Origin of the sequence: Bradyrhizobium sp. LA6.8 (assembly GCF_040547935.1) — a bacterium.
Classification (GTDB): Bacteria; Pseudomonadota; Alphaproteobacteria; order Rhizobiales; family Xanthobacteraceae; genus Bradyrhizobium; species Bradyrhizobium barranii.
The window spans coordinates 148,798-162,528 of sequence record NZ_JBEPQQ010000014.1 but is presented as its reverse complement, the minus strand read 5'-3'; the positions used below and the strand labels follow the sequence as shown (position 1 = coordinate 162,528).

Annotated in this window: 11 protein-coding genes and 1 pseudogene; 5 read left to right on the top strand and 7 right to left on the bottom strand. The window is 59.3% G+C overall.

Going from position 1 to position 13,731, the window contains the following annotated elements; genetic code table 11:
• Positions 1 to 308 precede the first annotated feature (308 nt).
• Positions 309 to 827: a MobC family plasmid mobilization relaxosome protein gene (locus ABIA90_RS42220; protein ID WP_354121719.1), complete on the top strand. Its 519-nt coding sequence runs from the start codon at positions 309 to 311 to the stop codon at positions 825 to 827.
• On the top strand, positions 824 to 1,900 hold the full coding sequence (locus tag ABIA90_RS42215) for a relaxase/mobilization nuclease domain-containing protein (RefSeq protein WP_354116464.1): 1,077 nt from the start codon (positions 824 to 826) through the stop codon (positions 1,898 to 1,900). The genes ABIA90_RS42220 and ABIA90_RS42215 overlap by 4 nt, the downstream gene beginning before the upstream one ends.
• Before the next feature lie 60 nt (positions 1,901 to 1,960).
• Here ABIA90_RS42215 and ABIA90_RS42210 read toward each other — a convergent pair whose 3' ends face one another.
• Together ABIA90_RS42210 and ABIA90_RS42205 are read right to left on the bottom strand one after the other, a co-directional pair.
• Positions 1,961 to 3,580, bottom strand: a complete 1,620-nt coding sequence (locus ABIA90_RS42210) for a recombinase family protein (RefSeq protein WP_354121718.1) — start codon at positions 3,578 to 3,580, stop codon at positions 1,961 to 1,963.
• Positions 3,581 to 3,592: 12 nt separating this feature from the next.
• A complete protein-coding gene (locus ABIA90_RS42205; RefSeq protein ID WP_354116466.1) occupies positions 3,593 to 3,805 on the bottom strand; it encodes a hypothetical protein in 213 nt (70 codons plus the stop codon).
• Positions 3,806 to 4,084: 279 nt separating this feature from the next.
• Between ABIA90_RS42205 and ABIA90_RS42200 the strand changes: the two genes are divergently transcribed.
• Positions 4,085 to 4,273, top strand: coding sequence for a helix-turn-helix transcriptional regulator (locus ABIA90_RS42200; RefSeq protein ID WP_247447555.1), 189 nt, complete (start codon positions 4,085 to 4,087; stop codon positions 4,271 to 4,273).
• 104 nt (positions 4,274 to 4,377) lie between these two features.
• Positions 4,378 to 5,061: a DNA-primase RepB domain-containing protein gene (locus ABIA90_RS42195; protein ID WP_354116467.1), complete on the top strand. Its 684-nt coding sequence runs from the start codon at positions 4,378 to 4,380 to the stop codon at positions 5,059 to 5,061.
• Positions 5,062 to 5,065: 4 nt separating this feature from the next.
• On the opposite strand, the gene ABIA90_RS42190 is transcribed toward ABIA90_RS42195, so the two are convergent.
• Positions 5,066 to 5,530, bottom strand: a complete 465-nt coding sequence (locus ABIA90_RS42190) for a tyrosine-type recombinase/integrase (protein WP_354116468.1) — start codon at positions 5,528 to 5,530, stop codon at positions 5,066 to 5,068.
• A 597-nt stretch (positions 5,531 to 6,127) separates the two neighbouring features.
• Between ABIA90_RS42190 and ltrA the strand changes: the two genes are divergently transcribed.
• Positions 6,128 to 7,510: a group II intron reverse transcriptase/maturase gene (ltrA, locus tag ABIA90_RS42185; RefSeq protein ID WP_354116469.1), complete on the top strand. Its 1,383-nt coding sequence runs from the start codon at positions 6,128 to 6,130 to the stop codon at positions 7,508 to 7,510.
• A 216-nt stretch (positions 7,511 to 7,726) separates the two neighbouring features.
• Here the strand turns inward: ltrA and ABIA90_RS42180 are convergent, their stop codons facing one another.
• The 4 genes and pseudogenes from ABIA90_RS42180 to ABIA90_RS42165 form a co-directional block, all read right to left on the bottom strand.
• Positions 7,727 to 9,832, bottom strand: coding sequence for an NHL repeat-containing protein (locus tag ABIA90_RS42180; protein ID WP_354121717.1), 2,106 nt, complete (start codon positions 9,830 to 9,832; stop codon positions 7,727 to 7,729).
• A 171-nt stretch (positions 9,833 to 10,003) separates the two neighbouring features.
• A pseudogene (locus tag ABIA90_RS42175) lies at positions 10,004 to 10,471 on the bottom strand (IS66 family transposase); the annotation flags it as partial.
• 352 nt (positions 10,472 to 10,823) lie between these two features.
• Positions 10,824 to 11,846: a DUF2971 domain-containing protein gene (locus tag ABIA90_RS42170; RefSeq protein ID WP_354116474.1), complete on the bottom strand. Its 1,023-nt coding sequence runs from the start codon at positions 11,844 to 11,846 to the stop codon at positions 10,824 to 10,826.
• A gap of 527 nt (positions 11,847 to 12,373) precedes the next feature.
• On the bottom strand, positions 12,374 to 13,177 hold the full coding sequence (locus tag ABIA90_RS42165; protein ID WP_354116475.1) for a TIGR02391 family protein: 804 nt from the start codon (positions 13,175 to 13,177) through the stop codon (positions 12,374 to 12,376).
• Positions 13,178 to 13,731: the final 554 nt, after the last annotated feature.

The following is a 13,731-nucleotide window of genomic DNA, read 5'->3' as shown; positions in this document are numbered from 1 at the left end:
CCCCGCAGCGCTGTAGAGAGGCCGGAGGCTGCTGGAAAGCCGCGGTCCACATATTCGGTGCCAATGTTGCCGATCCGCGCGCACGGCATTCGTGGACAAGGATTAGCAGCGACGGCTGCATCATTCCAAGAGGAATACCTTGCATCGATCGCCCGCTGGGTTCGGCCTCACCTGCAGCACCTGCCTAGCTGTGGATGCCGAGTATGTTGGTTTGAACCAACACGGAGGGGGTGGAAGGTTTCGCGTTTTCTAGTGCAGGATAGGCTTCGCGCCAGCGATGTATTACATCGCGATTGGGATTGGACAGCATGGCTCTGATCTCGCTTCGCGTCTCCGACGAAGTCGCGGAGGAGTTCTCAGCTTTTGCGGCTACCCAGGGCGGCAAATCCACGTTGTTGCGGCGTCTCATTGCTGAGGCACTAGCTGCACCAGTCCCGCGCATCTTGGCGTTGCCTGTTGGACGACCGGAGAAGGTGACGGTGCGATTTCGCCAGAGCGAGATGCTGCAGCTCGCGGAGGTGTCACATCGGCGCGGCATGACCCGAACCGGCTGGATCGTCGCGCTGGTGCGCTCGAGATTGGCGTCACCAGTGCAACATTCTCCGAGTGAGCACGAGGCGCTTCGCGCGATCGTTCGCGAGCTCAACCGGATCGGCGGCAACATCAACCAGATCGCGCGCGCCGCAAACGCCAGTGTGCTGCAGGGCAGGGCGGTTGAGCCCGATCTGGCCGCAATTCAAGAAGCCAAATTGGTCATCGAAAGAGAGCTCGCGCAATTACGGGATGCGCTACATGGCAACGCGGATTATTGGGATGGGCGGCGATGAGTCGGCGCTCCTCCCCTCGGCCGGCCGACCTGGCCCCCGAACTTCCGCCGATCTCGTATGTCTGGGAAACGCCGAATCGGCGCCCACGGCGGGCGGAGTGGGATATCCCCGATCCGGCCGCTCCCGGCCGCCTTACGCCGGCGATGCGTGCAAAGCTCGAGCGCATCGTAGGCCGAGCACCAGAGGTGATGGTCAAGATCACCGGCCGCACCAAGGGCGTGGCGCACCTCAAGTCGCACCTGGCATACATCACGCGAAACGGTGAGCTCGATGCGGAAACAGAGCAGGGCGCGACGCTGGCGGGTCGTTCCGGATTGAAAGACCTGCAGCAACGCTGGGAGGATGATGCCGGTCTCGACGACAAGCGCCGCCGCGATGGTTCGCTTTCGATCAACATCATTCTGTCGATGCCGGCTGGCACCGATGCCGTTGCCGTCAAGGATGCGGCTCGGGCATTTGCCATCGAGACGTTCGGGGGCAATCACGACTACGTCTTCGTCCAGCACCTCGACGACAGGCATCCCCACGTGCACTTGACCGTTCGGTCGCTGGGCCATGACGGCAAGCGCCTCAACCCTCGCAAGGCGGATCTTCAGGCCTGGCGGGAGCGGTTTGCTGGCGAACTCCGGCTGCGCGGGATTGCGGCGGAGGCAACGCCGCGGCGAACACGCGGACGGGTTCGAAAGGCTGATCGCGGGCCGGTGCTCGCTTTGCGCAAGCGAAAGATCACGCCCGATGTCGATCGGTTCGCCCGCACGGATGTGCTTTCGGAGGTGAGGGGCGGCAAGGCTGTGAAACATCCTTGGGACGAAAAGATTAAGTCACGTCAGGATGCGATCCGGCAGCGATATCTCGACTATGCCGCCGAGCTACAGCGCTCTGGCGTGGCAGCAGATCACGAGCTCGCGCGCCAGGTTCGCCAATTCGTCCATGACATGCCTGCTGTCGAAACCCGTCGGCATGCGCTGAAGAATGAGCTTTCGGAGCTTGCCAGTAGCCGGCGCCGCGGCGCGGAGCAGGGCGTCGATCCAGAGGAGCGCCACCAAACAAGAGGCAATGACCGGACCAGATGAGCGAGCGTAGGAATCATAATCCTGGGGTCGGGGGTTCGAGTCCCTCTCCCCCCCCCCCCGCTACCAACGTTCCCCCGACATAGCCATGTTTGGAAACAGGCCCGAATTGCCGCAAAGGGCGGCAAGGCGCCCCTTGATGTCGATCCGCACACTCCGGTCATCCTCAGTGTTGGCTTTGGTTCCAGCACCGCCCGGTCGGCTCGGGCTGGCATGCACGATGATCGCCGTCACCAGCTCGCGGATGGTCGCAAACTCGGTCGGTGTGCCGCGCTTGAACTCGCCGGCTAGTTCCACAACAGCGCGCTTGTAACGATCGAGCGCCTTGGGGTGCAGGGCGATGACATTGTCGCTTTCCTTGGCGGCATCGAGCCCGGCGATGACCTTGGCCTTCTCAGCCTCAAGCTCCTGCATCCGGGCGACGAACTGTTCAGGCGGCATGCCGGTGACAACGATAGAGTCAACGATACGCTTCATCTCGCGCCCGATCTCGCCGAGCCGCCGTTCCAACTGCGCGCGTTCAGTAGTCGCCTCTTTCTTGAGCCGCTTGCGCTCGGCGTTATAGGCGTCGACAAATTCGGTGATCACCTCGGGATGCATGAGGTGCTGGCGGAGCCCCTTGATGGCGAGCGCCTCGATGTCGTCGAGATAAACGCGGCGACCATTTCCGCACGATCCGCTTTCCCTATGGGTTGAGCACTGCAAGCGGAGACCTTTCGCGTCGCTGCCGATTGACGCCATGCCGCCGCCGCACGAGCCGCACCTGATCAAACCAGAAAAGACCCGCTTCGGCGCGCGCGCCTTTTGCGCGTTCGCCGGTGTGGCGTCACGGCGGCGCTCAGACTTGACAGCTTGCGCGCCCCTGAATGTCGCATCATCAACGATGCGCAGATGCGGCGCCTCGACGATCTTGTATTGATCCTTTGGATTCGGGCGCGAGAGACGCTTGCGTGTCACCGGGTCCTTGATCATGCGGACTTTGTTCCAGATGATCCTGCCGGCATACAAATCGTTCAGGATCAGCCCGCCGCCGCGCGACACGTTGCCGTTAATCGTTGATGCGTTCCAATGGCGCCCACGCGGCGGCCGCACACCGCGCTTGTTGAGATCGTTCGCGATCATGCGCGGCGTCTTGCCCGAGATGTAATCGGCGAAAATCTGGCGAACGATCTCGGCTTCTTGCTCGACGATCTCCAACTCGCCCGGGTTACCAGCAACAGACCGATAGCCGTATGCGCGACCACCGGCATGGCGGCCATCGCGGATCACTCCCTCAAGACCGCGACGCGTGTGGATCACGAGGTTCTCGATGAACATCTCTGACATCAGCGCACGCAACGCGCCGTCGAGCTTGCCGACCTTGCCAGACACGGTGTGCAGTGACACGCCAAGGTGATCGAGATGCTTGCGGGCAGTGTGATAGTCGGCCTGATCGCGAAAAACGCGATCCAAATCCTCGGCGACAATCACGTCGAATAGCCGTGCCTCGGCGGCGCGCATCAAGGCTTGGAAGCCGGGACGGTTGATCGCGCCGGTGCCTGAGATGGCCCGATCCTCAAACGTCGAGATCACCGCCATGCCCTCGCGACTGCAAAGGTCGCGGCACGATGCAACTTGATCGTCGATCGACTTGTCGCTTTGCAGGTCGGAGGAGAAGCGGGCGTAAATGGCGGCGCGGATCATCGTCTTCGCTCGTCACAGGTTGGATGCTTGGCGGGTCGCGATCTCGACCTGATGATCCTCTCGTGCCAGCCGTTTGGCAAGCTCCCGCACATAGCGGAGAATAGCCTCGTCGGGCCGATCCAGCGGTATTATAGGAGTCATGCTGCCGTCAGGCGCAATCGCGGCCGGCGCCCGCAACGGGCGATCTAGCGTCAACGACTCATCATCCTGATGATTGCGCTCCACCAGGAAGCATCAAGCAAAGTGCACTGCTTCGCAGAATCCACTTATGAACCAGAACATGCTGCTCGCCGCTGCTGCCTGTTCAAAACACACCTTTCGGCGCGATGATCCCGCCGTTCAGCCGAAGATGACTTATGAACCAGCACGTCGCCTCATGACGACGTGCTTGTTCATAACTCACTTCTCAAAGCGCGAATTAGGTCTAGTTAGGATGCGTCCTGACGTAACAGGGCGCACGTCCAAATGGATTGGCGTGCTTACTCTAGAAACAGGAGCACGACCATGTCAGTTCGCAAGCTGTTGTTATTTCCTGAACTGCACGACCACGGCGTTCCCTTCGGTCGCCGGTACATCGATCGTCTCGAAGCTGAGGGAAAATTCCCGAGACGCGTTCCGATCGGCGCCAAGCGCGTGGGTTGGGTTGCCACCGAGATTGAGGGTTGGGTCAGTGCCGCGATTGCACGGCGCTAGGCGCAAGGTTGCGACGCAGGTCGCGGTCGACAGCGTGGCCTAGTCGCGGAAAGAAAAAGGCGGCCTGCCAGCCGCCTCTCAATCGTCCTCTCAGGAATTTTAGAATGTTAGTCACTGATACAAGGGCGCCCGCGTGCGCGCAAGCCAGCAGCACGAACCCGCAGGCCATCGGCCCGATCGACTTCCTGAAAGCACTCCTCGCCAACGCCACCGGGCCGGCTTACATCTGCTCGTTCACCAATGAGCGCGTAGAGGGCGCCGAGCGCCACATCATCGGCCGCAATTTCGTGCACGTCCAAGGCTTCATGGAGAAGTGGGACATCAACGGGCGCGGCATGTTCGTTTGCGTCTCGACCCAGCGCGAGGGCACGCAGAAGCGCAACAAGGAGAATTGCAAGGAGACCAACGCCGGCCACACCGACATCGACTTCAAGGGTGTCGACGGGCTCGGCGCCGACCCGCGCGGCGAGGTGCTGAAGCAGCTCAAGCGGTTGAAGTATCAGCCGAGCGCGATCGTGTTCTCCGGCAACGGCTTCCACGTCTATTACTTCTTCAAGGAACCGGTCGACACCCAGGAGAACAGGGAGCGCCTGGAGGCATTCTATCGCCAGCTCGCCGAAGTGATGGCCGGCGATCTTGCTGTGTGCGAGGTCTCACGCGTGATGCGTCTGCCCGGCACCCACAACAGCAAAAACGGCGAGATGGTGCCGGTTGAGATCATCGAGCTGCATCCCGAGCGGCGCTATGACCTCGCAGAGCTGGAGGAGTGGTTGCCCTGCTCGACGTGAATGATCATTTGCTTGCTGTCGATGTCGGAGATTTTGAGCGAGATGACCTCGGTGGCGCGCAGGCCGGCGCCGTAGAGGCCACGCTCAGCGCCGCCTTGTACTTGAGCCCGGGTGCGGCATCGAGCAGCCGCGCCACTTCCTCAGGGCTGAGCACCACCGGCAGCTTGCGCGGCTCGCGAATGAAATGCGTGTGCTCGACGATATCGTAGCGCCTGAGCGTGACCCTGAAAAAGAAACGCAGCGTCGATACGGTCTGGTTGATGGTCGGTACACCAACGCCGCTCGCCGCCAGATGCAGCTGGTAGCGGCGCACGTCCTCGAAGCTCGCCATATCGGGTGATCGCCCGAGGAACGCAGCGAAGTTCTTGACCCTCTGCACGTAGTCATGTTGGGTCTTCGGCGCTAACTTGCGGATCGTCATGTCTTCGATCATGCGCCGCCGCAATGGGCTCATGGCCTCGTCGGTCATGGGGATGCTCCTGTCTTGAGTGAGGTTGTCGAAACCCCTCGATCTCAAGACAGGACGCCCCGTTGCGCTATCCCTTTGCCCCCGACGCCCGCCGCAGTGCCCTACCGCGCGAGCGGTTTAGTCGTGTGCCGGGCATGCTCAATAGCTCGGAAGTGAAAGTCTTCCACCCAACCTGATGGAGGTGAAGGGTTAGTGAAACGCAAGGGCTGCCGTCGCGAGGCGGGGTCTGAAGGAAGCGTGGATCAAAGGTGCGAGCCGATGAACAAAAACCGGATATGAGGCGCAAGCGTCGGACGAGCGGGCGACACATCGCGAAGTCCAGATCCATCAAGGATGCGAAGCGTAGATCCGGCGGTTGTGCACCGAAGGCGATTGAGCTTACCCCGGGAGATCTGCCCGGTGTCGCCCTCGGGCGACTGAGACGACCGCGAGGCCGTCTGACCGCCGGGCAGAAGTCAGCTGAGGGCGTATTAGGTCAGGCTGTCGGCAAAGCTATTGAGGCACTCCAAGGCCGAAAGGCGGAGAAACAGATAGGCGGAGCCGGAAACGATGGCTGAAGGCCCGAACGATTGAGAGAGCAAGTAGGACTGGTATCTCGTGAATAGAAAGCGGCAGAACAACCAGCAAGTGCTGGCCTTGGAACCGAAGGACCGGGGTGAAGCCCCGGCGCACGGTGACGAGGAGACCGAACCATTCATGGCGAAATCAGCTACCGAAAACTCGGCTTTCACAGAACAACTGATGGAGGAGGTGTGCGACCGAGAGAACCTCGAAAGAGCATGGAAGCGTGTTAAAAGGAACAAGGGAAGCCCCGGCGTTGATGGGATGACCATCGACGACGCTAAGGCGTTCCTGCGTCAGCACTGGCCAAACACTCGGTCTCAACTGCTCGACGGAAACTATCGGCCGCAGCCGGTTAAGCGGGTCGAAATCCCGAAGCCGGATGGCGGGGTCAGGAAACTCGGCGTCCCCTGTGTCGTCGACCGCCTGATTCAACAAGCTATGTTGCAAGTTCTCCAAGAGCGATGGGATCCGACGTTTTCGGAGCACAGTTTCGGATTTCGGCCGGGGCGGTCCGCCCACCAGGCTGTAGCCCAGGCACAGCGTTACGTCGCCGATGGCTACAACGTAGTGGTTGATCTCGATTTGGAAAGATTTTTCGACCGAGTCAACCACGACATCCTGATGTCGCGCGTCGCCGCACGGATACCCGATAAACGCGTGCTCAAGCTTATCCGGGCATTCCTGAATGCCGGGGTATTGGAAGATGGTTTGGTCCGACCGGTGGACGAAGGGACCCCGCAAGGCGGTCCGCTCTCGCCCTTCCTCAGTAATATCGTGCTCGACGATCTCGACAAGGAATTGGCTCGACGTGGTCACCGGTTCTGCCGTTACGCGGATGACTGCAACATCTATGTTCGTAGCCACCACGCCGGCGAGAGGGTGAGGGCCTCGATAAGCCGGTTCCTGACCGACAAGCTCCGCTTGAAAGTCAACGAGGCCAAAAGCGCGGTGGCGCGACCCGAGGAACGTAAATTTCTCGGATTCAGCATTGCGAATGACGGGAGCGAGCGACGCATTGCGCCGAAAGCCCTCGACAAGTTCAAAAACCGAATCCGGGAAATCACATGCCGGACGCGAGGGATCAGCTTGCAGCAGATGGTCGCAGACCTCACGCCATACCTCATCGGATGGCGCGGGTACTTCGGCTTCTGTCAGACCCCGCGCGTGCTAACGAACCTGGAAGCCTGGATCCGCCGGAGACTGCGTTTGTATCTCTGCCGGCAATGGCGGAACGGGCATAACCGATTCACGGAGCTTCGCCGCTTCGGCATCGCGAAGTTCGCCGCATCGGTCGCTGCCGGTTCACCGACTGGACTCTGGCGCATGTCCGGACACCCGGCGGTTCAACACGCCCTACGAAATCATGTGTTCGACTCTCTTGGTCTCCCCCGAATCTTCATGCCTGTGCCGGCTTAATTCGATCGAACCGCCGTGGTACGGACCCGTATGCCCGGTGGTGTGGGAGGGGTGGCGTCGCGAGACGTCCCCCTATCCCGATCGTTGACCCATCTCGGACATCTGAGAACAGACACTCGGTGCTCGCCGCGCACGGCGATAGACCAGTTCGTCATACTGATTAAGCGTTCGGATCGCGTGATGATGCCATCCGAACGCTTCGAGAGGAGCCTGAAACTACGGCGCGCGCGCCGGACCGATCTGCGGCGCGCGAACCGGCTTGGCCATGCCGTAGAACACAGTCACCCCCTGGCCGCCGCAACGGGTCGAGAGCGCCTCGTTTGGCTCGCCGAAACAACTGGCAATGTCCGTCCAATTGTTCATTACCCAGACGTTGCCCGCTGGGTCGACGGCAAGATCAGTCTGCATTTGCAGGCCGCCACCGACATAGCCTCCGGGCGGCGAAATCTGGTCGCCTGTCTTCATGCCCGGAGGACAGGTCTCGGTGCGAGTGCCGCACAGCTGGGTGATCGGACTGTTCGGCATGGCAAAGTTAGAGATCCAGACGTTGTCGTTGCCATCCACCGTTGCCGCCCAAGGACCGGGGAGACCGCCGCCCGTGAACGGCGAACCGGGATACTGAGTACCATCGGGCCGCAACAGCGTGACGCTGCCACCGTCAGGGCCGCCTACCTGTTTGGCCATTTGCTCGGTGAGTGTCCGATCAGCGTTGTCGCCCATCTTCAGGACAGCGATGTCCTCGACAATATCGAACATTCCGCGATCCCTGCTACCTAGTCGATTGGTGACCCAGACATTGCCGCGGCTGTCGATGCCAAGACCGCTGCCGCTGTACCCGGTTTTGAACTTCTCGACCTTATTCGGGTCGGAGGCGGGAAATCGCGTCACATGCGCACCAAAGGCGTTCGTCACCCAGATGCGATCTTGCTGATCAATACCGAGATGGAACGGTCCAACGAACGATTTGCAAGGCTCGACTTCTCGGCCCTCACAGACGATCCGGCCTTTGGTTGGATCACCCTTTGGGAAGTGGAGGAGCTGGCTCTTTGATATGCCTACTGCCCACACGTCTCCACTGGGTGTTGCGATAATACCCTGCATGAGACCTAGCTTGCCATCAAACGTAATGCCCTCCGGCGGTGTCAGTGGCTTGCCGTTCTTGTCGAATACCGCAATTGACTTGCCGCCGTAACTGGAGAGCCAAGCGTTGTCTTTTGCATCGACGGCTGCGCCGAATGTGCCGCCCTGCATTCCACCGCCCGCGAACCCGGTCGTGATCGGGGAGAGCGGACGACCGTTAGGGGCGAACTTGGTAGCGTTGCCTTGCCAAAGGGTATCCTGACCCTGCCAGCCGACTGTAAAGTTGTCACCGACCCAGAGGTTGCCTTGGCTGTCGAACATGGCTTTGCCGCCCGCACGATAGCCGCCACCATCGAATTTGAGCGGTAGAACCCAAGCGCTAGGCGCAAAGTTCAGATAGGGCATGTACGGAACGGCGCGCATGGTCCTGCCCTTCGGGACCGGATAGAACTGGTCCAGAAGTGCGAACAGTCTCGTGGGCTGATACCACGGAGCACGCGCAATCGACTGTGCTGCCGCCAGCGTGTCATTCGGGGCATCACCTTTTGGCGGGGTGGCCGCCGTGTAGAGCTGGGGGCACGCATCGGCCGTCACACGCGTGACGCATCCGGCAAGCGCATCCGCGAGCGTGGCGAAGTTGGCCATCGTTGGCGTCTGGACGCTGTTGAGCGGGTCCTGAATTGTCGTGCCCCAGCCGCCCGTCTGAAGATCGACGAAGTTCGGAACGTTGCCAGCGGCAATGCGCAAGCTGAGCGGCGGTCCCTTGATCACGGAGCCGTCGAGAAATTGCGCGTGGGTCCATACCGAGGCCACGGTCGTCATCTCGTTAATTGTGATAGTCGCCGGTGGTTTACCGCCTATCACCGTCATCAGCGCAATGGCAGGGTTGTCACCACTTTGCGCATTCGATTTAGGTTGGCCGCCCTTCGCAATCAGATAAAGCGTGGCAGCGCCGGTCCCACCCGTTGAATTGAGCGTAAACCTGCCATCGGCTCCGGTGCGGGCCTGACCCAGCTGCTGCGGCGCGCCCGCGCTCGTAGCCCAGAGGCTGACTGTCGAATTGGTAATCGGCTGGCCGCCGCCGAGAACTTTCCCCTTGAGGGTATCCGCAGCAGCCGGGCCAACTGCCCAAGTGAGCAAACCGCCAGTCAGTAGTATGGTGACGAACTTCGCCTTACTTTTCGCTATCACAAGAGCCTCCAGCGTTTTGGCCGAAACCTGCAGTCTGTCAGCTGCTCTCATCTTGTTCTATGCAATTTCGGCAGAATGATCCCCAAAGGCGCACGCATCTCTGGCATATTGTGCGACGCGCTATCTATATTACCTGCACTTCCGTTTTTGTGAAGGTTTGCGGATGCCGGCCCCCATGATGGTGGCGCCGCGCAGACCGGGGGTAAGCGCTTAGCCGCAACCCTATTGAGGCTGGCTTGACGTTTTGCGGAATCGCCACGGCATGAGGTCTTCGATGCGGCTATGGGGATGGCCGTCGATGATTGCCTCGAGTGTTTCGGCGATGTAGGCGGCCGGGTTAACGTCGTTGAGCTTGCAGGTGGCGACGATCGAGGCGAGCAAGGCCCAGTTTTCCGCGCCGACTTCATGACCGGCGAAGAGCGCATTTTTTCTGGTCAGGCAGACTGGCCGGATGGCGTTCTCGACCGGGTTCGTGTCAAGCTCGAGACGCCCGTCTTCGAGGAAGCGGGTCAGCCCCTGCCAATGATTGAGCGCATAGCGGATGTCCTCGGCGAGCGTCGAGCCGCTGGAGATCATCGACAACTGTTTCTCGAACCACGTTTTTAACGCGGCGACGAGAGCCAACGAATGCTCCTTGCGTGCGGCCAGCCGAATGTCCGACGATGAGCCGCGGACCATGGCTTCGTGTGCATCCTATCCACATCGGGAACGCAACTTTACAGGGACGAGGACTAGCTCCCCATCCATATACCAAGATCACACACAAGAGTGCGATCGGAACGACTATGATCAGAACCGCTCTCATCCACGCGGTCAAAAAGGGTTCCTGATCGGCGACATTCGGATCGGAAACCGAATCTATCATGCGGAGCCTCACAAATTATTCCTGATCTTAGCGCCCGGCGTCCTGATCACCAGTGTGCAAACGACGGTATCGCTTCATCCGGGCGGCGATGGCAGTAGGCCCTCTGGCGCGGCCGATCCTCATAAGCGCAAAAACCAGCGACATCCTTCTTGGACTTGATGTTGTAGAGAGTGCACATCAGAAACGAAGTGTCGTGTCAGATCGGTGCACCGGAACTTCGAGATCGTTCTCTTCGAGCAAGAGGCTTACGGCGTTGTATTGGTTTTCTTGGTCTCGGTGCGGGCCGACGATGATTGATTTGATCGGTAGTTTTGCGTCCAAAGTTTCAAACAGTCGGATATAGGGTACTACCGCCCCAGCCGCTCCTTCCCGAAAATGGATTGGAATGGTTGCGCGCGTCTCCTCGCTAGTCTTACTCGGACGGGTCGCTGCAACAACGAGGCGATATTCATTTTCTTCTTGGAAGCGCGGTGTTTTGAGAAACGGAACCGTTTCCAGAAATGCACCTACGTAGGTGCCGAATTCTACATTACTAAGAATGGCTGCAACGTCTGCCCGTGCGGCTAAGTTTGGTGTCTTTTCGCGAAACGCAGTGCTCAGTGCCGCAAGTCCGAGACCGATGAAACGATCTTTGTTTGCCGCCTTCTCGTGACTTGTGTACTCGACCTTGCGAGTTGCGATCATCTGAATAGATCGATTTGTGTTTTCCAAAACGGTGAGCCTATCCAACTCGCTCTCGTCAAATTCAATCGCGAAGCCGCCGCGACCATAGCCCCTCCACTGACTGAGGAGCCCGTGCCGGCTCTCTTCACTTCCAACAGCGTGCATGCAGAAGGACGTGACGTACATTGGCGCTACGGCCTCGATTGCTCTCATCACCGCTCTGCAAGCATTTCGAGCTTCGCTGTCATAGATGCTCTCGCCATAGCTATTGAGGAGACCGGGCAAAAACGCGTTTGCGGCTATCAGCTTAGGTATGCATTGACGAAACTCTTGAGATATTTGCGGCGTAAGCAAATCCGATAGAATTTTCAGTTCGGCGGTGTCATTCAGATAATTTGCGTGAGTGGCCCAAAGCACGCGCTGCGAGATGATGCCGATCAAGCCAGATGCGGTAGTGTAGTGAAACAGCGAACCAGATTTCTGTGACTGACCTCGATCTTCGCTTGCGTCTTCGTCTTGGTGCTCTCGCTCATTCATAAGGCGGCTCCCCTTTGGTCCTATCCTTTTGTGACCAACGCGCGAGTGTCCAGCGCAGAATTGCGGCCCTCCTCTTTCATTTAGAAAGGCGTGTAGCAAGAGCCTACCGAATTCTCGCCACAACTGCATGAAGCAAATGCGCGGATGCTCGAAATCCCCTGTTGCGATCACTGCGAAGAAGAAATCGCGCCTGAAGAGCTGACCGTTCTTGCGCCACCGGCCGGGGACGGCGAGTTGATCTGCGCTCGGTGTATTGAAATCAAGTGCGTCGGGCTGTCGTGAAGCTGGCGCGGGGTTGATGATTGATGCCCCAGCGCATCATCGATCTCGGTTACAACTTCAGTGTTGCGGATCAGGGGCGGCCGGGGATAGTCCAGGAAAGACCGCCGCGTGGTTGCAAGTTGCCGACGTGGCGGTTGACTACCGGAAAGAGCGCGAGGATGCTCGCGAATGCTGTAGAGGTTGCACATGGAGAACACCCGTTGACGACGTACTGTATCTAGCAGCCGTGTTGTTGCGGCTGACAGCTACGGTTTGGAAGGTTTTTTTGCTTCCTGCACGCGATAGGCAAGAAGACTTAATAGGGAGATGTACTCTATCGCGCGCTGTTCTGTACCTTCCGGAAACGAATGGCCGCCGGGGTTGCGAATACCTAGCACCGCGCCTTCGAACAAATGCATCATGCCTTCTTGCTCGTCCAATTTTGTCTGGTCCGAGAGATCATTAAAGGCAAGCGCCGGGCTATTTTTCGAAAAGACCGTGCGCATTAGCGGCGCGCCATCAAGATCGTGGCGTCCTGATCGCTCTTTGACGAAATTCACTAGTGCTTTTGCCGCCGCAAAAACCGCGTCGAAATGGTGGCCGTCAAGAAACAGGTCACGGGCAACATCCGCAATTCTGGGATGAAGATTGAGTTTTTCGAAATAGCTTGACGGTGCTGGTCGTTCGCCACCTTCAAGGTCCTCGCGCTTTTCCTTGAGGCTCGCGATCAACCCGCTGATGATGCCTAAGACTTGCCTGCGACCATTTTCGCGCCCTTCTAATATTTGACCCGGATGCATGTCCACGAACATAGGACCGGCCCAAAAATCAATATGCTGATGTTCTCGATATTCAGGTGAGTTTGGGCCGTAAATCTCTAAGATCGCTTTCTGCAGGTTGCTCCTTGCTGCGTCGTCCGCGCCTGTGTGATGACGCTCGGCGGCAACGAAATCGATATCCGAAATCTCTTTGATGCGTCGCTCAAGTTTCACGATGGCGCGAGCAATTTCGTCGGTATTCTGAAAAACCTTTGGCTCTATCTCCGGTGGAGCGGCTGGCTTGCGAGCCATCTGGTGATTCCCGTGCTAGTTGGGGAGAGTTGAAGGGATCAATCCTAGCACGCAGGCAATCACAAGGCTGGCCACGGTTGCGTCAGTCCCCATGTTTCTGCAATAGAGGATGCTTCGATCACCGAATGACCCGATAGACCTTCGCCCGCTTCCGTCGCGGCGTGGGCTCAGGCTCCGCGTTGTGCCGGCAGACGTGATCGATAGTCGTCGCAGGCGCATCGCCGCCGCAATAGATGCACCACGGACAACCGTCCAGTACGGCCGCGTGCGCGCGACGCTTCTGTTTGCTTTCGCCCATTGAAAAATATTCCCTGATGCTGCTTCCCACCGACCTATCGTCAGCTCGTCCCCATGCACGCCTGCGAAAACTTCGGCCGCCACCTCCGCGCCGCGTTGTCCGCAGCGTTGACAGATGAAGCGCGGCTCGATGTCGGAGAGCCGGACCTCATCGGGCCAACCATCGGCGCTGCTTTCGACATGGTGCCCGCAACGATACCAGCAGTAGCGCTTCCATGGCGGCCTGCCATTCCGGGGCGTCGTGCTCAGCCTTGGGC

Coding starts and splice junctions, on each gene's coding strand:
- ABIA90_RS42220 (WP_354121719.1), top strand. CDS start 309: ATGGCTCTGATCTCGCTTCGCGTCTCCGACGAAGTCGCGGAGGAGTTC.
- ABIA90_RS42215 (WP_354116464.1), top strand. CDS start 824: ATGAGTCGGCGCTCCTCCCCTCGGCCGGCCGACCTGGCCCCCGAACTT.
- ABIA90_RS42210 (WP_354121718.1), bottom strand. CDS start 3,580: ATGATCCGCGCCGCCATTTACGCCCGCTTCTCCTCCGACCTGCAAAGC.
- ABIA90_RS42200 (WP_247447555.1), top strand. CDS start 4,085: ATGTCAGTTCGCAAGCTGTTGTTATTTCCTGAACTGCACGACCACGGC.
- ABIA90_RS42195 (WP_354116467.1), top strand. CDS start 4,378: ATGTTAGTCACTGATACAAGGGCGCCCGCGTGCGCGCAAGCCAGCAGC.
- ABIA90_RS42190 (WP_354116468.1), bottom strand. CDS start 5,530: ATGACCGACGAGGCCATGAGCCCATTGCGGCGGCGCATGATCGAAGAC.
- ABIA90_RS42180 (WP_354121717.1), bottom strand. CDS start 9,832: ATGAGAGCAGCTGACAGACTGCAGGTTTCGGCCAAAACGCTGGAGGCT.
- ABIA90_RS42170 (WP_354116474.1), bottom strand. CDS start 11,846: ATGAATGAGCGAGAGCACCAAGACGAAGACGCAAGCGAAGATCGAGGT.
- ABIA90_RS42165 (WP_354116475.1), bottom strand. CDS start 13,177: ATGGCTCGCAAGCCAGCCGCTCCACCGGAGATAGAGCCAAAGGTTTTT.